Origin of the sequence: Sphingomonas sp. MMS24-J45, from assembly GCF_044881195.1 — a bacterium.
In the GTDB taxonomy this organism is placed as follows: Bacteria; Pseudomonadota; Alphaproteobacteria; order Sphingomonadales; family Sphingomonadaceae; genus Sphingomonas.
Map to the genome: position 1 here is coordinate 3,560,461 of NZ_CP173255.1, position 21,257 is coordinate 3,581,717.

At 65.8% G+C, this 21,257-nt stretch carries 19 protein-coding genes; 7 read left to right on the top strand and 12 right to left on the bottom strand.

Annotated features, from left to right (window positions below):
• Positions 1-62: 62 nt before the first annotated feature.
• Positions 63-593 (bottom strand): peptide deformylase, encoded by a 531-nt coding sequence (gene def / locus AB5I39_RS17145; protein ID WP_404369622.1) that lies wholly within the window; start codon positions 591-593, stop codon positions 63-65.
• Between the two features lie 71 nt (positions 594-664).
• Complete coding sequence (gene recR, locus AB5I39_RS17150; RefSeq protein ID WP_404369625.1) at positions 665-1,261, bottom strand: recombination mediator RecR; 597 nt, start codon at positions 1,259-1,261, stop codon at positions 665-667.
• 54 nt (positions 1,262-1,315) lie between these two features.
• Between recR and fmt the strand changes: the two genes are divergently transcribed.
• The gene (gene fmt, locus AB5I39_RS17155; RefSeq protein ID WP_404369629.1) at positions 1,316-2,218 is read left to right on the top strand and encodes a methionyl-tRNA formyltransferase; all 903 of its coding nucleotides are present in this window, start codon (positions 1,316-1,318) and stop codon (positions 2,216-2,218) included.
• Positions 2,215-2,961, top strand: coding sequence for a tRNA pseudouridine(38-40) synthase TruA (gene truA / locus AB5I39_RS17160; protein WP_404369632.1), 747 nt, complete (start codon positions 2,215-2,217; stop codon positions 2,959-2,961). The genes fmt and truA overlap by 4 nt, the downstream gene beginning before the upstream one ends.
• On the opposite strand, the gene AB5I39_RS17165 is transcribed toward truA, so the two are convergent.
• From AB5I39_RS17165 to AB5I39_RS17190, 6 genes are all read right to left on the bottom strand, one after another.
• The gene (locus AB5I39_RS17165) at positions 2,951-4,129 is read right to left on the bottom strand and encodes a class I SAM-dependent RNA methyltransferase (RefSeq protein WP_404369635.1); all 1,179 of its coding nucleotides are present in this window, start codon (positions 4,127-4,129) and stop codon (positions 2,951-2,953) included. The two genes, truA and AB5I39_RS17165, sit on opposite strands and share 11 nt — an antisense overlap.
• Entirely contained in the window at positions 4,126-5,586 is a 1,461-nt protein-coding gene (locus tag AB5I39_RS17170) for an NAD(P)H-hydrate epimerase (RefSeq protein ID WP_404369638.1), read from the bottom strand. Before AB5I39_RS17170 ends, AB5I39_RS17165 begins: the two co-directional genes overlap by 4 nt.
• Positions 5,583-5,999 (bottom strand): hypothetical protein, encoded by a 417-nt coding sequence (locus tag AB5I39_RS17175; RefSeq protein ID WP_404369641.1) that lies wholly within the window; start codon positions 5,997-5,999, stop codon positions 5,583-5,585. Before AB5I39_RS17175 ends, AB5I39_RS17170 begins: the two co-directional genes overlap by 4 nt.
• The gene (gene ilvD / locus AB5I39_RS17180) at positions 5,968-7,689 is read right to left on the bottom strand and encodes a dihydroxy-acid dehydratase (protein ID WP_404369644.1); all 1,722 of its coding nucleotides are present in this window, start codon (positions 7,687-7,689) and stop codon (positions 5,968-5,970) included. The genes AB5I39_RS17175 and ilvD overlap by 32 nt, the downstream gene beginning before the upstream one ends.
• A 276-nt stretch (positions 7,690-7,965) precedes the next feature.
• The gene (locus AB5I39_RS17185; RefSeq protein WP_404369647.1) at positions 7,966-8,790 is read right to left on the bottom strand and encodes a 4-(cytidine 5'-diphospho)-2-C-methyl-D-erythritol kinase; all 825 of its coding nucleotides are present in this window, start codon (positions 8,788-8,790) and stop codon (positions 7,966-7,968) included.
• A gap of 117 nt (positions 8,791-8,907) precedes the next feature.
• Positions 8,908-10,545, bottom strand: coding sequence for an electron transfer flavoprotein-ubiquinone oxidoreductase (locus AB5I39_RS17190; RefSeq protein WP_404374223.1), 1,638 nt, complete (start codon positions 10,543-10,545; stop codon positions 8,908-8,910).
• A 147-nt stretch (positions 10,546-10,692) separates the two neighbouring features.
• Between AB5I39_RS17190 and AB5I39_RS17195 the strand changes: the two genes are divergently transcribed.
• Genes AB5I39_RS17195 through moaB form a run of 3 tightly spaced genes read left to right on the top strand, consistent with a single transcriptional unit; the run spans position 10,693 to position 13,750 of the window.
• A complete protein-coding gene (locus AB5I39_RS17195) occupies positions 10,693-11,445 on the top strand; it encodes a uracil-DNA glycosylase family protein (RefSeq protein ID WP_404369649.1) in 753 nt (250 codons plus the stop codon).
• Positions 11,442-13,217 carry a lytic transglycosylase domain-containing protein gene (locus AB5I39_RS17200; RefSeq protein WP_404369652.1) on the top strand — a complete coding sequence of 592 codons (1,776 nt, stop codon included), beginning with the start codon at positions 11,442-11,444 and terminating at the stop codon, positions 13,215-13,217. The genes AB5I39_RS17195 and AB5I39_RS17200 overlap by 4 nt, the downstream gene beginning before the upstream one ends.
• A gap of 5 nt (positions 13,218-13,222) precedes the next feature.
• Complete coding sequence (moaB, locus tag AB5I39_RS17205) at positions 13,223-13,750, top strand: molybdenum cofactor biosynthesis protein B (protein ID WP_404369655.1); 528 nt, start codon at positions 13,223-13,225, stop codon at positions 13,748-13,750.
• Between the two features lie 10 nt (positions 13,751-13,760).
• Here the strand turns inward: moaB and AB5I39_RS17210 are convergent, their stop codons facing one another.
• The gene (locus AB5I39_RS17210) at positions 13,761-14,099 is read right to left on the bottom strand and encodes a VOC family protein (RefSeq protein WP_404369658.1); all 339 of its coding nucleotides are present in this window, start codon (positions 14,097-14,099) and stop codon (positions 13,761-13,763) included.
• Positions 14,100-14,153: 54 nt separating this feature from the next.
• Here AB5I39_RS17210 and AB5I39_RS17215 point away from each other — a divergent pair, with 54 nt between their 5' ends.
• Positions 14,154-15,227, top strand: a complete 1,074-nt coding sequence (locus AB5I39_RS17215) for a PA0069 family radical SAM protein (RefSeq protein ID WP_404369661.1) — start codon at positions 14,154-14,156, stop codon at positions 15,225-15,227.
• A gap of 63 nt (positions 15,228-15,290) precedes the next feature.
• A complete protein-coding gene (locus AB5I39_RS17220) occupies positions 15,291-15,584 on the top strand; it encodes a DUF167 domain-containing protein (RefSeq protein WP_404369663.1) in 294 nt (97 codons plus the stop codon).
• Positions 15,585-15,617: 33 nt separating this feature from the next.
• Here the strand turns inward: AB5I39_RS17220 and AB5I39_RS17225 are convergent, their stop codons facing one another.
• The 3 genes from AB5I39_RS17225 to dnaE form a co-directional block, all read right to left on the bottom strand.
• Positions 15,618-15,983, bottom strand: a complete 366-nt coding sequence (locus tag AB5I39_RS17225; RefSeq protein ID WP_404369665.1) for a PilZ domain-containing protein — start codon at positions 15,981-15,983, stop codon at positions 15,618-15,620.
• A gap of 80 nt (positions 15,984-16,063) precedes the next feature.
• Positions 16,064-17,644, bottom strand: coding sequence for a long-chain fatty acid--CoA ligase (locus tag AB5I39_RS17230; RefSeq protein ID WP_404369667.1), 1,581 nt, complete (start codon positions 17,642-17,644; stop codon positions 16,064-16,066).
• Between the two features lie 33 nt (positions 17,645-17,677).
• Complete coding sequence (gene dnaE, locus AB5I39_RS17235) at positions 17,678-21,250, bottom strand: DNA polymerase III subunit alpha (protein ID WP_404369669.1); 3,573 nt, start codon at positions 21,248-21,250, stop codon at positions 17,678-17,680.
• Positions 21,251-21,257 lie beyond the last annotated feature (7 nt).

The window sequence follows — 21,257 nt, forward strand, 5'->3', positions numbered from 1 at the left end:
AAGTCGCTTAGTGGATCCCGGCACAAGGCCGGGGTGACGGCACGGGCTTAAGCAGCCGATCGTCAAGCAGCCTTGCGCATCTTCGTCAGCTTCTTGAGCAGCATGTCGCGCTTGAGCTTCGAGATGTGGTCGATGAACAGCACGCCGTTCAGATGGTCGATCTCGTGCTGAAGTGCCGTCGCGAGCAGGCCGTCGAACTCGCCCTCATGCGCCTCGCCTTGCTCGTCGAGCCAGCGCGCGGTGCAGCGGGCCGGGCGTTCGACCTCGGCATATTGCTCCGGGATCGAGAGGCAGCCTTCGTTATAGCTCGACAGTTCCTCGCTGACCGAAACCAGTTCCGGGTTGATATAGACCTTGGGGTCGCGAACCGTTTTGGCCTCTTCGCCCTCACCCACCGTTTCCTGCAGATCGATCACGACGATGCGCTGCTCGATGCCGACTTGCGTCGCGGCAAGGCCGATGCCCCGCGCGTCGTACATCGTATCGAACATGTCGGCGACGATCGTGCGCACCGCATCGTCGACCGTTTCGACGGGCTTTGCGACGGCGCGGAGGCCGGGGTGCGGGACTTCGAGGATTTCTAGGACAGCCATGCTCGCGAGCTAGGAAAGGTCGTGGCGTGCGTCAAGTTTTAGAAGAAGGGGTTCACGCGAGCCAAATCGCCTCAACTCACCGGCCGCCGCGCGCGCAGCGCCTGCGCCAACGTCCCCTCGTCCAGATAATCGAGCTCACCCCCAACCGGCAGGCCATGCGCAAGCTGGGTGATGCGCACCGGAAACCGCTCGATCCGCTCCGCGATATAATGCGCGGTGGTCTGCCCCTCCAGCGTGGCGTTCATCGCCAGCACGACCTCGTCGATGCCACCGTCCGCGATGCGCCGCACCAGCGAATCGATTGCTAGATCCTCGGGACGAACGCCCTCCAGCGCCGAAAGCCGGCCGCCCAGCACATGGAAGCGCCCGGGGAAGAGCCGCGAGCGATCAAGGGCCCAAAGGTCGGCCACTTCCTCCACCACGCACAGCGCCCGCGCATCGCGGCGCTGATCGGCGCAGATGCCACAAGGGTTGGTGGTGTCGATATTCCCGCAGATCGAACAGGTTGAGAGCCGTTCCTCAACCGCCATCAACGCGTTGAGCAAAGGCCCGAGCGCCGCCTCGCGCTTTTTCAGCAAATGCAGCACCGCCCGCCTGGCCGATCGCGGGCCAAGACCGGGGAGCCGGGCCAGCGCGGTGGTGAGCGCTTCGATTTCGGGAGAGGCCATAGGGAACAGATAGGGGGTTGCGTTGCGCCTCTGCAAGCGGCCAGAGCGTGCCCCATGCGGATCATTTTCATGGGAACGCCCGACTTCTCGGTGCCGGTGCTGCAGGCTTTGGTCGATGCCGGGCATGACGTCGTGGCGTCATACAGCCAGCCGCCGCGCCGCGCCGGGCGTGGCAAGGCGTTGACGCCATCGCCGGTGCAGGCGCGTGCCGAGGCTTTGGGGATTGCGGTGCGGACGCCTGTGTCGCTGCGCGAGCCGCAAGCGCAGGCCGAATTCGCCGCGTTCGGGGCCGATGTCGCAGTCGTCGCCGCGTACGGGTTGATCCTGCCGCGCGCGGTACTCGATGCGCCGGTGCGCGGGTGCCTCAACGTTCACGCCTCGCTGTTGCCGCGCTGGCGTGGGGCGGCGCCGATCCAGCGCGCCATACTGGCGGGGGATGCAGAGACGGGCGTCTGCATCATGCAGATGGAGGCGGGGCTGGATACGGGGCCGGTGTTGCTGCGGGAGACGACTCCGGTTGCAGGCAAGACGGCCGGCGCGCTGACCGACGACTTGAGCGCGATGGGAGCGCGGTTGATGGTCCAGGTGTTGGCGGATTTCGAGGGATTTCCGCCGGTTGTGCAGCCCGAGGAGGGCGTGACCTACGCCGCCAAGATCGACAAGTCCGAGGCGCGGCTGGATTTCTCGCAGGATGCGGAGGCGGTCGAGCGGCAGGTGCGCGCGTTCAATCCAGTGCCGGGGGCTTTTTTCGAGGTCGCCGGCGAGCGAGTGAAGATATTGGCGGCGGAACTCGTACCCTTCAGCGGCACTGCGGGAACCATCATCGATCCGATTCTTACCATCGCCTGCGCAACCGGCGCGATCCGCCCGACATTGCTCCAACGCGCCGGCCGCGGCGTCATGACCGCCGCCGAACTGCTGCGCGGCTTTCCAATTCCCGCCGGGACACAGCTTTGACGCGCTTTGCGCTGACCGTCGAATATGACGGCCGCCCGTTCGTCGGCTGGCAGCGGCAGGATAACGGGCCGAGCGTACAAGCCGCGATCGAGCGCGCGGTCCATGCCATCACCGGCGAGAGCGTCGCGGTCCATGCGGCGGGACGGACCGATGCGGGGGTCCATGCGCTGGGGATGCGCGCGCATGTCGATATTGCGCGCGACATCATGCCGTTCCGGTTGATGGAAGCGCTCAACGCCAAGTTGCGGCCCGATCCGGTCGCGATCGTTGGGTGCGAGGCCGTGGCGGATGACTGGCATGCGCGTTTTTCGTGCGTGGCGCGGCATTACGAGTATCGCATCGTAACCCGCCGTGCGCCGCTCACATGGGAGCGCGGACTGGCGTGGCGCGTCGCGGTGCCGCTGGATGCGGCGGCGATGGCAGCGGGCGCCGCGCGGTTGCTCGGGCGGCATGACTTCACCACTTTCCGATCGGCGCATTGCCAGGCTGACAGCCCCTTACGCACGCTCGACCGGCTCGATGTGGTGCAGGATGGCGAGCGGATCAGCGTGTTCGCCTCGGCACGGTCATTCCTGCATCATCAGGTGCGGTCGATGGTCGGGTGCCTCGCGCTGGTCGGGCAAGGGAAATGGACGCCTGACGATATGGCGGACGCGCTGGCGGCGCGTGACCGGGCAGCGTTGGGCCTGAACGCGCCGTCCGACGGGCTGTATTTTCTGCGGGCGGACTATTCTATCGACTGAACCGCGCAGCCAGTTCTACATGGGTCGACCAGCGGAACTGGCCGACCGGTTGAACCCAATCGAGCGCGTATCCGACTTTGCACAAAATATCCGCATCGCGCGCGAAGCTGCTGGGATTACACGATACATAGGCGATAACGGGCACCTTTGACGCGGCGAGCTGCCCGATCTGCTCTTTGGCACCCGCCCGCGGCGGATCGAGAATGATCGCGTGGAAGCGATCGCATTCCGCGGCCGTGAGCGGGCGGCGAAACAGGTCGCGATGCTCCGCGAACACCGCCCGCCCCGCGCGCGAAGCGCCGGCTTGCAGCGCGAGGATCGCGTCGCGCCCGGCCTCCGCCGCGTAAACCTTGCCCGGCAGCGACAGCGCGAAGGTGCCCAGCCCGGCGAATAGATCGGCGCTGAGCGTCGCACCGCCTATCGCCTCCTTCACCGCAGCGACCAGCGCATCCTCGCCCTCGCGCGTGGCTTGCAGGAACGATCCCGGCGGAAATGGCACGGCGACACCGCCGAGCGCGATGGCGGCGCCTTCGGGCTCCCAGCGCGTTTCGGGGCCGATGCCATCATCGATCGCGAGCCGCGCGATGCCATTCGCCTGGCAAAAGGCGGTAATCGCCTCGATTGCGGCCAAGCCGTCCGTGATCTTGCCCTCGATCAGCAGATCCACGCCATGATCCAGTTCGGTCAGGTGCAGCCGCGCACGACCTTTCAGCACACGCGCGAGCAGTTTGCGCAGCGGCGCGATGATGGCAAACAGGCTCGGCGTCAGGATCCAGCATTCGCGCAGATCGACAATCGTGTGGCTGGCACCCTCGCTGAAGCCGAGCGTGACTGCGCCGCCCTTGGCCTCGGCTTGAAGGGCGGCACGGCGGCGCGTGCGCGGCGGCGAGAGTGCGGGCGGACGGATCGGCGCGCTCAGCCCCTGCGCAGCGAGCGCGCCCGTGATGCGGTCGGTGAGGAAAGCTGCGTAGCTTTCGTCGTCGAGATGCTGGAGCTGGCACCCCCCGCATTGCGGGAAGTGGCGGCATGGCGGTCTCTGGTGATGCAGGCCGGGAATGACAGTGTTGTCGGCGGTCAGTGTGTCGCCGGGCGCTGCGAAGGCGGCGTGGCGGCCGTCCGCGGTCACCCCCTCCCCGCGCGCGGCGACGCGGACGATCAAATCGTTCATAACGAGGCTCTTACTGCAGAAAGTTCACGCGCGAGATCATCGGCGATGAAGGCCGGGCCCAGGCGACGGGCGGCTTCGGCGTGCATCCAGACGGCGGCTTCGGCAGCGCCGAAGTGCGCGCTGAACAGGGCTGCGCCCAAGACTCCGGCCAATACATCTCCGGTGCCCGCCGTGGACAACCACGGACTGCCGCCGAGCGCGACATTGGTGTGCCCGTTGGGGCGCGCGATGACGGTATCGGGCCCCTTAAAGACCACCGTCGCCCCGCAACGGCGTGCAGCGGCGCGGGCGGCCTCGATTTTCGACCCTGACCAGTCACCGAACAACGCCTTGAACTCGCCTGCGTGTGGGGTGAGGAACACACGCTGATCCCGATCCTCGATCGTTGCGCGCTGCCGGAAGATCGCGAAGTGGCGCTCCTCGAGCAAATGCAGCGCGTCGCCGTCGATCACGACTGGCCGTTCGCAGGCGATCGCGGCATCGAGCTTGGCGACGGCATCGTCGTTCCGTCCGAGACCGGGACCGATCACGACCCCGACCTTGGGTTTGCCCCTGATGGCGGCGCTCAGTGCTTCGGGCGACCATTCGCGTTGGACTACGGCGTGGGGCATATCGGTCCCCGGCGCTGCGAACAGCAGGCCATAACCCGCCCCTGCGCGCATCGCCGATTGGACTGCCAGCGCCGCGGCACCCGGCATCGCGCCGCCGATCACCACGACCATGCCGCGACTGTACTTGTGTGCGTTGACCAGCGGGGCGATTAGCCAAGGCCGCGCGATCGTCGCGTCCGGACTGACATTCTCGCGCGGCGATCCGATATCTTCCAGCCCAAGCCCGATATCGATCAACCGCACCGCCCCGCACAGGCTGGCCGAGGGCTGCAGGACATGCGCAGGCTTGAGCGCGCCCAGCGCGAGCGTCAGGCTGTATTCGGGAAGTTGGAACGGATTAAGTTCCGCGCCCGTATCAGTGTTTACACCACTCGGAAGATCGACGGCGATGGAAAGGTGCGCACACTGGACCAGCCCATCGATTGCCCGCGCAGTGTCATCGGCAAGCGCGCGAGACAGGCCGGTACCGAACACCGCATCTACTACGACCGGACTAATATCATCCTGTTCGAGCGGCGCGTCAGGGAAGGCTTCGACCGCTCCACCACAGGCCTCCCGCGCGGCAATCGCCACGGCGGTCTTCGGCTCCGCTAAGGCAGCGACCCGGACCGCCACCCCGTTTTCGCGCAAAATCCGCGCCGCGACATAGCCGTCGCCGCCATTATTGCCCGGACCGCACAATACCAGCACCGGCGCGCCCCCGGCCAGTCGCCGTACCGCCTCGGCCACGCCAGCCCCGGCGCGCTCCATAAGCGTCTCGACGCTAGCGCCGCCTGCAATCGCGCGATCCTCCGCCGCGCGCATCTGGGCGGCGGTCAGGATCGGCCGTCCTTCGATGGGGGTCATGACGCTTTCGCAGGCTTGCCTTTGATCGTGGCGGGCAGGCGGTAGCGATCGCCGCCCAGGGCCACTTCGATCTCGCCGGTGCCGATCACGGTCACGACGGCCTTCTCCGCGCCATCGGCGGCAATCACGCCGCGCCCATCCTTCGTCACCAGCAAGCGGTGGAACGCGCCGTCCGCGTGGCGCACCGTCAGGATCAGCCCGGCATCGCTGTCGGCCCGATCAATCGTGCAGGTACGCGCGAAATCCCGCGATCCGCGCTGGGCGCAGACGATCTTGCCGCTGTCGTCCTGCATCTTGCGCTGCTCGGCCTCGACCTTCGCAAGCGTGGCCGTATCGGTGCGCTGCTCGCCGCACGCGGCCAAGGCAAGCAGCAGGACTGCGCTAGATATCCGCGTATACATGAGTTTCGGCAACGGCTCCCGGGTGCGTGACCGCGCCCTTATAGGCGGGGCCGACCGTCTGGGAATAGCGCCATAGCGCGCCCGACTGGTAATCGTTCAAGCGGCGCGTCCAGGTGGCACGGCGCGCGGCGAGCGTCGCCTCGGGCACGTCGAGGTCGATCGTGCCTGCTTCGGCGTCGATCCGGATCGTGTCGCCATCCTCGATTAACGCGATCGGCCCGCCATCGGCGGCTTCCGGCCCGACATGGCCGATGCAGAAGCCGCGGGTCGCGCCCGAGAACCGGCCGTCGGTGATGAGCGCGATCTTCTCGCCCATCCCGAGCCCATAGAGCGCGGCGGTGGTCGATAGCATCTCCCGCATCCCGGGGCCGCCTTTCGGACCTTCGTAGCGGATCACCAGCACTTCGCCCTCGTTGATCGAGCGTGCCTCGACTGCGGCGAAGCAATCCTCCTCGCAATCGAACACGCGCGCCGGGCCCGTGAACTGAAGCCGGTGCATCCCCGCGACCTTGACGATCGCGCCATCGGGGGCGAGCGAGCCGCGTAGGCCGACCACGCCGCCGGTCGGGCTGATTGGCGTCTTCACGTCGTAAATGACCTTCTGGTCGGGGTTCCAACTGACCTGATCGATGTTTTCGCCGAGCGTCTTGCCTGTTACGGTCAGGCAATTGCCGTCGAGGAATCCGCCGTCGAGCATGGTCTTCATCAGCATGTAGACGCCGCCCGCCTCATACATGTCCTTGGCGACATATTGCCCGCCGGGTTTGAGGTCGGCGATGTAAGGTGTTGATTTGAAAGCTTCGGCGACGTCGAACAGATCGAACTCGATGCCCGCTTCGCTCGCCATCGCTGGCAAGTGCAGCGCGGCGTTGGTCGATCCGCCGGTCGCCGCGACGACGCGGGCGGCGTTCACGAAGGCCTCACGCGTGCAGATGTCACGCGGACGGATACTGCGCTCCAGCAGCTCCATCACCTGATAGCCTGCCGCCACAGCAATCTGTTCGCGCGTGGAATAGGGTGCGGGCACCATGTTGCTGTTAGGCAAGGACAAACCAATCGCCTCGCCAACGCACGCCATGGTGTTGGCGGTGAATTGCCCGCCGCACGCGCCGTGGCCGGGACACGCGACCTTTTCCATCGCGTGCAATTCGCTGATCGGGCACGTACCCGCCGCGAAGCGGCCGACAACCTCGAACACATCGACGACGGTGATATCCTTGTCGTGGAAACGGCCCGGCAGGATCGATCCGCCATAAACGAAGATGCTCGGAATATTGAGCCGCAGCATCGACATCATCATGCCGGGCAGCGATTTGTCGCACCCCGCAAAGCCGACCAGCGCATCGTAGCAATGCCCGCGCACCGACAGTTCGACCGAATCGGCGATCACTTCGCGGCTGACGAGCGAGGATTTCATCCCCTGATGCCCCATCGCGATGCCGTCGGTGACGGTGATCGTGTTGAAGCGGCGCGGCATCCCGCCATTCTGGATCACGCCCGCGCGCGCCGCATCGGCCTGTACGTCGAGCAGCGTGTTGCACGGCGCGCTGTCGTTCCCGGCGCTGGCGAGCGCGACGAACGGGCGGCCGATCTCCTCCTCGCTCAACCCCATCGCATAGTAATAGCTGCGATGCGGGGCGCGTTCGGGGCCGACCGACACGTGGCGGCTGGGCAGGCGGGATTTGTCGAAACGATTGGTCATGGCGACAGCCTATGTCGCCAAAGCACGATTCGACGCAAGTCTGTTACGAGAATGCCAAGTGTGAGCGCGATATTGCGGCGTGGGGACGGCGAAGTTTCCCGCGCCGTCCCGCAGCTTGGATGGCGCGCGGGGGGACCGTGGACCATCGACGAGCGCTCCGCTGGGGGCGGCGGACTCGTTCAAGTTCGAACACAGCAAGCTGAGGGCCAGGTGCGGATTTCCGCCGTTTTCGTGCGATACGGCGATCGGGGAGTGCCGTTGTGGGACGGACAAGTGTTACGCGAGTTGCGTTTCGAGACACCACCAGCCCGGTTGTACGGCCCGAATTCGCGCGGCGGCGGCGGCGCGGTCGGCAACGCTCGCATAGAGTGCGAAGCAGGTCGCGCCAGAGCCAGACATGCGCGCGAGGATGGGGGCCCCCTCCCCCAGCAGCGTCAGTACGTCGTCGATCACGGGCGCGAGCCGCCGCGCGGGCGCTTCCAGATCGTTACGCCCGGCGAGCGCGAGCGACAGCGCATCGCCATCGGGCATTGCGCCACGATCGATGCCGTCCCACGCCTTGAACACGGCTGCGGTCGATACGGCGACGCCGGGATTGACCAGCAGCGTGGCCATGCCGGTCGGGCCATCCAGCGGATACAGCCGCTCGCCCCGCCCTTCGCCCAGCGCGGTGCGGCCGAGCAGGCAGGCCGGGATGTCGGAGCCGAGCGCGGCGGCGATCTCAAACAGGCGGGGATCGTCGAGCGGAACCGCGTTAGCCTTGGCGAGCGCGCGGAGTGCCGCCGCTGCATCGGCCGAGCCGCCGCCGATACCGGATGCCACCGGGAGGTGCTTGTCGAGCGTGAAGGCACCGGCTTCGGGCATGTCGAAGGTCGCCGCGAAGGCGCGGGCGGCGCGGAGGATGAGGTTGTCGCCTTCCCCGCTGAGCCCCTGGGCGAACGGACCGGTGATTGCGAGCGAGAGGGGGCCGGGTGCCAGCTTCACCGTGTCGCCGTCCGCCACGAAGGCGAACAGCGTTTCGAGCTCGTGATAGCCGTCCGCGCGGCGCGCGCGGACGTGGAGCGCGAGGTTGATCTTGGCGGGGGCGAGTTCGGTGATCATGCTGCTGACTTCTTAGATGCGCCGCGGCAAAGCCGCGTCGTCGGGCGGGGCTGCTGGCCCCGCCGGCCGGACGCGCCTTGACCCGCGACGCAGCTTCGCCGCGTCTGGGGCGGCGCGTCACATATTCGGGTAGTTCGGGCCCCCACCGCCCTCGGGCACCACCCAATTGATGTTCTGTGTCGGATCCTTGATGTCACAGGTCTTGCAATGCACGCAATTCTGCGCGTTGATCACGAATTTCGGATCGCCCGTCTCCTCGCCGACGATCTCGTACACGCCCGCCGGGCAATAGCGCTGCGCCGGTTCGTCATACATCGGCAGATCGTATTTTACCGGGATATCCGGGTCCTTCAGCGTCAGGTGAACCGGCTGATCTTCCTCATGATTGGTGTTCGAGATGAACACCGAGGACAGCCGGTCGAACGTCAGCACCCCATCGGGCTTGGGATAGTCGATCTTGCGCGCCTGATCCTTGCGCCACAGGCTTTCGTGATCGGGGTGATGCTTCATCGTGAAGGGCATCTTCAGCCCGAAATATTCGAGCCACATGACGATGCCCGACAGGACCGTACCGAGTACCTCGCCAAACTGCTTTACCAACGGCACGACGTTGCGAACGATCGACAGCTCCTTGTAAAGCCAGGACTTCTCGAATGCCTGCGGATAGGCGACCAGCTCGTCATGCTGGCGCTGCGACAGGATCGCATCGGCAGCTGCTTCAGCGGCCATGATGCCCGACTTCATCGCGCCGTGCGTACCCTTCAGGCGCGGCACGTTGAGGAAACCGGCCGAACAGCCGATCAGCGCGCCGCCCGGGAAGACCAGCTTCGGGATCGACTGCAGCCCGCCGTCGTTGATCGCGCGCGCGCCGTACGACACGCGCTTGCCGCCCTTCAGGATCGCCGCGATCTCGGGATGCGTCTTCCAGCGCTGCATTTCCTGGAATGGCGACAGATGCGGGTTCGAATAGTTGAGCCAGGTCACGAAGCCGAGACTGACTTGCCCATTGGCCTGATGATACAGCCACGAACCGCCATTGGCATCGTCGCCGAGCGGCCAACCCTGCGTGTGGATGACGCGGCCGGGGCTGTGCAGCGCGGGATCGATGTCCCACAATTCCTTGATGCCGATGCCATAGACCTGCGGCTGGCTGTCCTTCGCCAGATCGAAGGTGCGGATCAGTTGCTTGGTCAAATGCCCGCGCACACCCTCGGCGAGGAAGGTGTACTTAGCGTGAATTTCGAGGCCCGGCGTATAATCGGGCTTGTGCGTGCCGTCGCGCGCGACGCCCATGTCGCCGGTGGCGACGCCTTTAACCGAACCGTCGTCGTTGTAGAGAATCTCTGCAGCAGCAAAACCGGGGAAGATTTCGACGCCGAGCTCCTCCGCCTGCCCCGCCAGCCAGCGGCACAAATTGCCAAGGCTGCCGGTATAGGTGCCCTTATTGTGCATGAACGGCGGCGTGATGAAGTGCGGCAGGTTGAATTTGCGCTTGGCGGTCAGGATCCAGTGCAGATTCTCTGTCACCGGCACTTCCGCGAGCGGACAGCCCTTGTCGCGCCAGTCGGGGATTAGCTCGTCGAGCGATTTCGGATCGATCACCGCGCCCGACAGGATATGCGCACCGACTTCGGAGCCCTTCTCGAGCACGCAGACCGACAGCTCGGCGTCTTTCTCCGCCGCCAATTGTTTCAGCCGGATCGCCGCCGACAGGCCCGCCGGGCCAGCGCCCACGATGACCACATCGTAAGGCATGGATTCACGCTGGTTTTCACCGTCACTCACGTCTCGTCTCCACCGCGGACTCCGCGTGCGCTTACTCGTCGCGTGCGCGGCACGTCCTGTCCATCTGCGCGTGCCAGCGAATTGACCTTCGCGTCAACATACTAGCTTAAGAGAGACATGGGGGCTGACCAGAATATCGATTGGCAATGGGCGGCGGCGAGCGTGCTCGAATGGTGGCGTGACGCCGGGGTCGATACGCTGGTCGACGAAGACCCGCGCGATTGGACCGCGGCACCGCCCCCGCCACCCGAACCGCCGCGCCGGTCCAGCGGCGCTCAAGCCGTAGCGGAACCTGTCGCCGTACCGTTGCCCGCCACGCTTGCCGATTTCACGACGTGGCGCATTGGGCCGAGTGCGCCTGAAGCCGGTTGGTCAGGCAAGGCGATCTCGGCGAGCGGCGATCCGGCGGCCGACATCATGATTTTGGTCGATCTTCCCGATCGTGAAGATGGCGAATCGCAAACGCTGTTGAGCGGCGCGGCCGGGCGCTTGTTCGATAGGATGCTCGCGGCAATCGGACATAGCCGCGATTCGGTCTATCTCGCGCCGATGTGCACGATGCGCCCGCTGACCGGCCGCATCACCCCCGAAATCGAGGCGCGACTGGTCGAGATCGCACGCCATCACGTCGCTTTGGTTGCTCCCAAGCGCCTGCTTATACTTGGGAATGCGCCGAGCCGTGCACTCGCCGGGATGGATCTGGCGCGGGCGCGGGGAAGTTTACAGGCGATTAACCTAAAATGTGGACAGTCCGAAGTTGCGGTTGAGGGGGTGGCGAGCTTCCACCCGCGCCTGCTGCTCGAACGGCCTGCCGAAAAGGCGCGCGCGTGGAAGGATTTACAGATGCTGATCGCAGGAATGCCCGCATGAAGCTGAAAATTGCCGGATTTGTTGCTTTGTCCCTGGCCGCGCCGGTCGCCGCACATGCCGCGGGCGAGCCGCCGGCCGCAGCGCCGGTCGTTCAGCGTGACGTCATTCCGCCACAGCTCGATGCCGAACAGCGCGCCGGCTACCGGGCGGTGTTCGCTAGCATCCGCGCGCAGAAGTGGCAGGATGCGCAGTTGCAACTCGCCGCGCTGAAGCCGGGTCCGCTGCACGCCATTGCGCAGGCCGAATTGCTGACCGCTAAGGGATCGCCCAAAGCCGAGCTCGATCCGCTCGCGAAATTGCTCGCCGAGGCACCCGAACTGCCACAGTCGCGCCAGATCTACACGATGGCGGCGTCCCGCGGCGGCGTCGGCTTGCCGCCGCTGCCCGAGGCGCGCGCGCTGACCTGGATCGACGGTGCCCCGGCGCGCAAACGCGCCAAAAGTATCAGCAATGGCGACATGATCGCGGTCGAACTCGCGCTGAAGATGCAGCCGTTCATCAAGGCCGACAGCGGCAGCGAAGCACAGGCGCTGCTCGAAGCGACGCCGGGCCTGTCGCCCGACTCGATCACCGAATGGCAGCGCAAGATCGCCTGGATGTATTTCCTGGCCGGAGACGACAACAATGCGCGGGCAATGGCAGCGAAGGCCGCGACCGGCACCGGCGACTTCGCGGTCGAGGGCGTCTGGGTCGGCGCGCTGGCGGCGTGGCGGCAGCAGGATTGCACTGCGGCCGGTACTGCGTTCGAAACCGTCGCGGCGCGCGCGCGCGACACCGATCTGCGCGCCGCCGGGCTCTATTGGGCGGCACGCGCCGACATGCAGTGCGCGCGGCCCGACCGGGTCGAGGGTCGCCTGAAAACCGCCGCGCAATATCGCGAGACCTTCTACGGCCTGCTCGCCCGTCAGGCGCTCGGCATCAAGGATGTGGGCGTGCGCCCGATCGCGGCATCGGCGACGAGCGACTGGCAGACGCTGTCGCGCCGCCCGAATGTCCGCGTTGCCGCAGCATTGGTCGAGATCGATGAGACCGCGCTAGCTGACGAGGTGATCAAGCAACAGGCGCGGATCGGCGATCCGTCGGAATATCCCGCGCTCGTCCGGCTGACCGCCGCGCTCGATCTGCCGAGCACGCAGGTGTGGTTGTCGCACAACGGCCCGGTCGGGGCGACCCCGCCGATCGAGGCGCGATTCCCCGCACCCAATTGGGCACCCGATGGCGGCTGGCGCGTCGACAAGGCACTGGTGTTCGCCCACACGCTGCAGGAATCGCGTTTCCGCACCGATGTGGTCAGTCCCGCTGGCGCGTTCGGCCTGATGCAGGTCCGACCCGGTGCGGCAACCGACATCGCGCGCAAGCAGGGTCGCAGCTTCGACCGCAGCGCACTCGCGCGGCCCGGCACCAATTTCGAAGTCGGGCAAAGCTATCTCGAACAGCTCCGCGATCAGCGCTGCACCGACGGCCTGCTGCCCAAGGTGATCGCCGCCTATAATGCCGGGCCGGGTCCGGTCGAGGCGTGGAACGCGGTCGCGCGCGATGGCGGCGACCCGCTGCTCTACATCGAATTGATCCCCTATTGGGAAACGCGCGGCTATGTGACGACGGTGCTTCGCAACTACTGGGTTTATGAGCAGCAGACCGGTAAGCCCGCATCGATCAGCCGCGCCGCGCTGTCGCAAGGGCTGTGGCCGCGCTTCCCGGGATTGCCAGGACCAGCGGCAGTGCGGATCACCTCGCACACGCGCGGACAAGCGCTCGCCAGCGTGAACTGAGCGCCGTGCCGATCGACGAAAGCGCGGTATTCCTACCGGTCCGGATGGCGGTGCTCACCGTCTCGGACACGCGGGGGCTGGCCGAAGATCGCTCGGGCGACACGCTGGTCGCGCGGCTGAGCGCGGCCGGGCATCTGCTAGCGGCGCGCGAGATCGTGCGGGATGATGTCGCGCTGATCGTGGCGACGCTGCACCGCTGGATCGACGATCACGAGGTCGACTGCATCATCACCACCGGCGGCACCGGCGTGACCGGGCGCGACGTGACGCCCGAAGCGATCGAGCAGGTCGCAGACAAGATGATCCCAGGTTTCGGCGAACTGTTCCGCTGGCTCAGCTTCCAGACGATCGGCACCTCCACCGTACAATCGCGCGCCTGCGCGTGCGTAACGCGCGGCACCTATATCTTCGCGCTGCCGGGATCGACCGGCGCGGTGAAGGACGGGTGGGATGGCATATTGGCGAGCCAGCTGGACAGCCGACACAAGCCCTGCAACTTCGTCGAATTGATGCCGCGTCTGCGCGAACGCTGAGCCTCGCCGATCAGTCTCCGGTCTGCATCACCGCGAGTTCGTGCCCCGCCAGATCCTGAAAGTGAAAGCGCCGTCCGCCGGGGAAGGTGAAGAGCGGTACGGTAATCACGCCACCGGCGGCGCGGACCCTCGCCTCGACCGCTTCAATGTCGTCCACCTCGATCACCGGCAAGGCGGCGGCGGTCGCTTCGGCCGGGTCCGCCTGAAAGCCGATGTCGGTGTCGCCGGTGGTCGTCGCGGCGTAGCTCGGACCGAAATCGGCGAAATCCCAGCCGAACGCGGCTGCATAAAACGCCTTTGCGCCTGCGATATCCGTGACGGGTAGTTCCAGATAATTGAGCCGCGCCATTGCAATTCCCCCAATGTTCTTGTTGCGTTCTCGCAAGTGGGCTACACCGAGTCAATGGCCGACAAACGCCCCCAGCGCGGCGCGACGCTGAACCGCGAAAGCGCCCGGTTCAATCTGCCCGAGCGCGCGGCGGATGGCGACTGGCTCGACGACCAGATACTGGTAGACGGGGCCCCGCCGCGCTTGCGCACCAGCGTGACGGTAGAGCGGCCGCGCACCATCATCAGCCGCAACACATCGCCCGACATCGGCTTCGACCGGTCGATCAATCCGTATCGCGGTTGTGAGCATGGCTGCATCTATTGCTTCGCGCGGCCGACCCACGCGTTTCACGATCTGTCGCCGGGCCTCGATTTCGAGAGCAAGCTGTTCGCCAAGCCCGACGCGCCGGCCCTGCTTCGCGCCGAGCTGACAAAGCGTGGATATAGCGCGCAACCGATCGCGTTTGGCACCAATACGGATCCGTATCAGCCGATCGAGAGCGACTGGCGAATCACGCGCGGGTGCATCGAAGTCCTCGCCGAAACCAGCCATCCGCTAACGATCACGACGAAATCCGACCGGGTCGTGCGCGACATCGATGTGCTCGCGCCGATGGCAGCTAAGGGTTTAGCGGCGGTGGCGATGTCGATCACCTCGCTCGATCCGCGGGTTGCGATGACGGTCGAACCGCGCGCGCCTGCGCCCGAGCGGCGGCTGACGGCGGTGCGGAAGCTGGTGGCGGCGGGCATTCCGACCCACGTCTCGATCGCCCCGGTCATTCCGGCGATCACCGATCATGAGATCGAACATCTGATCGAGCGGGCGGCGGAGGCCGGTGCGCGCTCGGTTTCGTTCATTCCGGTGCGCCTGCCGTGGGAAGTGGCACCGCTGTTCCGTGCGTGGCTCGATGAACATTTCCCCGACCGGGCGGCGAAGGTTATGGCCATTATCGCCTCGATCCGTGAGGGGCGCGACAACGATCCGGGCTTCTTCACGCGAATGCGCGGCAGTGGACCGTGGGCCGATCTGTTGCGCACGCGCTTTCACATCGCCTGCCGCAAACACGGCTTGAATCAGGAGCGCATAACGCTGCGCAGTGACCTGTTTCGCCCGCCCGCCGGGCCGCAGGGGGATTTGTTTCTCTAAAGCCCCGCATGAGACGCGCGACGAGGGTCGGCGACCGCCCCCGGTGTTGCTAAGGGCCGTGGCATGAGCCGCATCAAGTCCGCCCTGCCGCCGCGCGCGGAGCTCGAACGCTTGATCGACGCGCAAGGATATCTGTCGATCCGCGCGACACCCAATGCAGCAACGAACGAGATTCGCCTGCCCGCGCCTGGAGCGCCGGGCGTGGTGAACCTGCGCACCACTGCGACGCCCGAGGATGGGAAGGCCAATGATGCGGTGCTGGCCTTGTTGGCGAAGGCGCTGGGGTGCCCGCGCTCGGCGCTGACGCTCGTGCGGGGGGCGACCGCGCGCAACAAGGTCATTCACGTCGCGCGCTGACGGCGCCGCCCGCACGCGAACTGCGTCGTCGTCTTACGCGCGGAACATCGCGATTTCGGGGAGCGCGGGGACGAAACCATAAATCGCGACGAGCTGATCCAGCACCGCTTCGGACAGTGGCTCTTCGAACGCGCAGCCGGCGGTGTAATCGTCCGACCAGACGATGCGCGCGCGCCGCGGCGGCTGACCCGGCAGGGTCACCATGACGACCGAATGCGGCGGCAGCGCCTGATAGGTTTCCAGGCGCGCACCGGCGATCGAAAGATCGGATATGCGGCACACGGAGCGGATCCCCTGGTCGCCGACCCGACCCGGCATTTGCACTTCCGATCGCGCTGCACTGCGGCGCCCGCCCGCCTTGATGGCGTTCTGGACCAGCGAAATCTGCACCGAAAACATCAAACCCCTCCGACTGTATGCCGGTCGCGATAAGACGCGATCGGTTAACGCGGCGGTGACCCAAGGATCATCAATTAGTATCAGGCCGCGAGCACATGGTCCTTGAAGCGGGCGCGGAGCTCGGTCTTGAGCAGCTTGCCGGTCGCCGTGTGCGGCAGTTCGTCGACGAAGACGATCTCGTCGGGAAGCCACCATTTGGCGACATGCTGGCCGAGATGCGCGGTGATTTCCGCAGGGGCGACCGTGCTGCCGGGCTTGCGCACGACGATCAGGATCGGGCGTTCGTCCCATTTGGGGTGATAGACCCCGATCGCCGCCGCTTCGGCGACGCCGGGGCAGCCGATCGCGGCGTTCTCGAGATCGACCGAGGAAATCCATTCCCCGCCCGATTTGATCACGTCCTTCGCACGGTCGGTGATCTGCATCGTGCCATCGGGGTGCAGCACCGCCACGTCGCCGGTATCGAACCACTGATCGGCATCGACCGCATCTGCGTCTGCCTTGAAGTAGCGCTTCACCACCCACGGCCCGCGCACTTGCAGCCGCCCGGAGCTCGTCCCGTCGCGCGGGAGCACGACATCGTCGTCATTCACAACCTGCAGTTCGATACCGAACGGGATCTGGCCTTGCTTGCCAACATGATCGAGCCTGGCGTCATGGCTCATCACCTCCCATTCGGGCGGCGGGAAGCCGGCGGTGCCGATCGGCGAGGTCTCGGTCATCCCCCACAGATGCTTGACGGTGACGCCCATCCCCATGATCCGCTCGATCATCGCGCGCGGCGCGGCGGACCCGCCGATGGTCACCTGTTCGAGGAAGCGCGGCGCTTCGCCGGTCGCGTCGATATGGCCGAACATCGCGAGCCAGACGGTCGGCACGCCGGCCGTGTGCGTCACCTTCTCCTGGTTCATCAGCCGGCACAGCACCGCGGCGTCGTTGACCTGGGCATAGACGCATTTTGCGCCCGACAGAGCGCAGGCGAACGGCAGGCCCCAGGATGCGGCGTGGAACATCGGCACCACGGGCAGCACCACGGCGCTGGGACTGAGGTTGAAGATCCACGGCGCGACCTCGGCCATCGCGTGGATCACGGTCGAGCGATGTTCGTACAGCACGCCCTTCGGATTGCCGGTGGTGCCGCTGGTGTAACACAACATGCACGGATCGCGCTCGGGCCCCTCGACCCAGGCGTACTCGCCGCTTTCTGCCGCGATCAGATCCTCGAACGCACCGTCATCGAAACAGATGTAATGCTCAATGCTGGTCCATTGCGACTTCAACCGATCGACCAGCGGCTGGAATTGTTTGTCATACAGCAGCACGCGGTCTTCGGCATGGTTTGCGATATAGACCAATTGCTCGTCGAACAGGCGCGGATTGATCGTGTGGATCACGCCGCCCATCCCGATTGCGCCATACCAGGCGACCAGATGGCGGGCGTGATTCATCGCGAGAGTTGCGACCCGATCGCCCGACTTCAGGCCTAACTTTTCAAAGGCTTGTGCCAGCTTCTTTGCGTCGCGTGCGATGCCGGCCCAATCGGTGCGGGTCTCGGTGCCATCTGCCCAATAGGTGACGATTTCGCGGCCGCCATGCTCCCGCGCGGCATGATCCAGCAACCGCGGCACGCGCAATTCGAAGTCCTGCATTCCGCCGAGCATTGTCTCTCCCTCACCCAATCTTGGCGGGGCGACTTACCCCACCAGTGCCAGCCGCGCTTCGGCGGTTCTCAACACAACGTTGGAAACACCCTGCAAGGCTTCGATCCGCGCGGCAAGTTCCCCGTCGAGCAGAAAATCGCGTCCGAGCAGAATTCGCGCGGTTTTGCCCGGTGTTACCGGTACTGTCGCCCACACTTCGCCGCGTGCGCCACGCGTATCGGCGAGGATTGCGCCGAGCGCCGCCATTGCCGCCGGAGTTTCCACGGTCAATTCGATGCAGAAGCGTGCGCTGCTGGCCAGTGTCTCGAACGGCTGGATGCGCTTGACCGTCACGCGCGGCGTTTCCTCGCCGGGGCGGCGATCGAGCTCGACCGTGATCAGCCCGCAGCCGCCATTGCGCGCCGCGTCTTCCAGATCGGCGGCGACCGCATCGTCGAAACAGGTCGCGACGAATTGCCCCGATTGATCCGACAGCGTCGCCATCATGTAGCGCTTTCCCCGCGCCGAGGTGCGCCAGCGCGCATCCTCGACCAGCGCCGCCATCGTGGCCCCGGCGCGGCTGCCATCGTCGGGGATGTTAAGCTCGCCGAGCGTCGCATAGGTGCGTGCGCCGTGGAGCTTGGCGAGATGCCCGTGCCGGTCGACCGGATGCGCCGAGAAATAGAAGCCGAACGCCTCGCGCTCCTGCTCCATCCGCTCCGCCATCGTCCAACCCGCCGTCTTGGGTAGCTTGATCGGTGGTTCAGCCGCCTCGGGCGTGCCGAACAGGCCACCCTGCCCGCTCGTCTTCTGCTCGGTGATGCGCGCAGCAGTGCCAAGGATCGTCTCGGCGCAGCCAAAGACCGCGGCGCGATTGTCGACCAGCGCGTCGAACGCCCCCGCCGCCGCGAGCGTTTCAAGCTGGCGCTTGTTCATCATGCGCGGATCGATCCGCCGCGCGAGATCATCGATCGAGGCGAAGCGACCGTTCGCCTCGCGTTCGGCGACGAGTTTCTCCATCGCCCCCTCGCCCACCGATTTCAGCGCCGCGAGCGCATAACGGACGGCGAGGCCATCACCCGATTCCTCGACCGAGAAATCCGCCATGCTGCGATTGAGGTCGGGCGGCAGGATCGCGACGCCGAGCCGCCGCATGTCATCGACGAACACGGCGAGCTTGTCCGTCAGGCTCGAATCGAAGCACATCGAGGCGGCGAAGAATTCGTGCGGGTGATGCGCCTTCAGCCACGCCGTCTGGTACGCCAGCAATGCATAAGCGGCGGCGTGCGATTTGTTGAAGCCGTAGCCCGCGAACTTGTCGATCAAGTCGAACAGCTCGTTGGCCTTGGCCTCGGGGATGCCGTTGACCTTCAGACAGCCCTCGACGAACCCGGCGCGCTGCGCGTCCATCTCCGCCTTGACCTTCTTGCCCATCGCGCGACGCAGCAAATCGGCGCCGCCCAGGCTGAACCCGGCGAGCACCTGCGCGGCCTGCATCACCTGTTCCTGATAGACGAAGATGCCGTAGGTTTCGGCCAGAATGCCTTCGAGCAGAGGATGCGGGTAGGTGATCTCCTCCTGCCCGTTCTTACGACGGCCGAACATCGGGATGTTGTCCATCGGGCCCGGGCGATACAGCGAGACGAGCGCGATGATGTCGCCGAAATTGCTCGGCCGGACGGCGGCAAGCGTGCGCCGCATCCCCTCCGATTCGAGCTGGAAGACGCCAACCGTGTCGCCCTTTTGCAGCAGCTTGTAGACGCCCTCGTCATCCCATTCGAGCGCGTCGAGATCGATCACCACGCCGCGGCTGGCGAGCAGGTCGAGCGCTTTCTTGAGCACTGACAGCGTTTTCAGGCCGAGAAAGTCGAACTTCACCAGGCCCGCACCCTCGACATATTTCATGTCGAATTGCGTGACGGGCATGTCAGAGCGCGGATCGCGGTACAGCGGCACGAGCTCGGCGAGCGGGCGGTCTCCGATCACCACGCCTGCCGCGTGAGTCGAGCTGTGGCGCGGCAGACCTTCCAGCTTCATCGCGAGGTCGAGCAAATGGCGGACGCCGCTATTGCCCTTATACTCGCTGTGCAGCTCGGACACGCCGTCGATCGCGCGTTTCAGGTCCCACGGGTCGGTCGGATGGTTTGGGACGAGCTTCGCCAAACGGTCGATCTGGCCATAGCCCATTTGCAGCACACGCCCGGTGTCCTTCAGCACCGCGCGCGCCTTCAGCTTCCCGAAGGTGATGATCTGCGCGACCTGGTCGGTGCCGTACTTCGCTTGGACGTAGCGAATGACTTCGCCACGCCTGGTTTCGCAGAAATCGATATCGAAGTCGGGCATCGACACGCGTTCCGGGTTGAGGAAGCGTTCGAACAGCAAGCCCAGTTTGATCGGATCGAGATCGGTAATCGTCAGCGCCCAGGCGACGACCGAGCCAGCGCCCGAACCACGCCCCGGCCCGACCGGAATGTCATGATCCTTCGCCCATTTGATGAAGTCCGCGACGATCAGGAAGTAGCCGGGAAAGCCCATCTGGATGATGACATCGAGCTCGAAATCCAGGCGCTTGCGGTAGGCGTCGAACCCATCGTCCGTTCGGAGTGAGCTTGTCGAAGCACTGCTTTCGACTTGCCCCGATGCGAGGGATCGCGCGTGCCCTTCGACAATCTCAGGGCGAACGGTGTTCAACGCTTTTATGCGGGCAATGCGCGCCTCCAACCCCGCATGGGCGTCCGCGCGCAGCTTCGCCGCCTCGGCCGCGGGATCGCCCGCTAGGCTCGGCAGGATCGGCTTGCGCTTCGGCGCGGCCACGCCGCAGCGTTGCGCGACGACCAGCGTATTGGCGATCGCCTCGGGCAAATCGGCGAACAGCTCGCGCATCACCTTGGCGGGCTTCATCCACGCATCGGGCGAACTGCGCGGGCGATCCTCGCTGGCGACGTAACTCGAGCTGGCGATGCACAGCAGAGCGTCATGCGCCTCGCTGAAATCCTCGTCGGTGAAGCAGCACGGATTGGTCGCGACCAGCGGCAGATCGCGGTCATAGGCTAGATCGAGCAACGCAGGCTCGGCTTTGCCCTCTGTCTCGTCGAGGCGACGGGTGAGTTCGATGTAGAGCCGGTCCGGGAAAAGCGCCTGCAAGCGATCGGCATAGGCGCGCGCGCGATCGGGCTGATCCTCGGCGAATAACCGCGCCAAGCCCCCTTCCCGCCCGGCCGTCAGCGCGATCAGGCCGTCGGTACGCCCTTCCAGCGCGGCGAAATCGACATGCGGCGCGAGATCGAGCGGGCGCCCGAGATGCGCCATCGAGACCAGCGCGCAGAGATTCTGATAGCCAGCTTCATCCTGTGCGTAGAGCGCGATCCAGTCGAGCACCGGGGTCGCCGTCTCGGGCATGTCGGGGCGACATACGCCCAGCATCGTGCCGATCACCGGCTGCACCCCCGCCCCCCGCGCCGCGTCGGAGAATGCCATCGCCGCGTACAGCCCGTTGCGATCGGTCAGCCCCGCGGCGGGAAACCCCAGCTCCTGCGCGCGCTTGGCGATGGCCTTTGGCTCGATCGCGCCATCGAGCATGGTGTAGGACGAAAAGATACGGAGAGGCACGAAGCCGGAATGGGGCATCGTTATG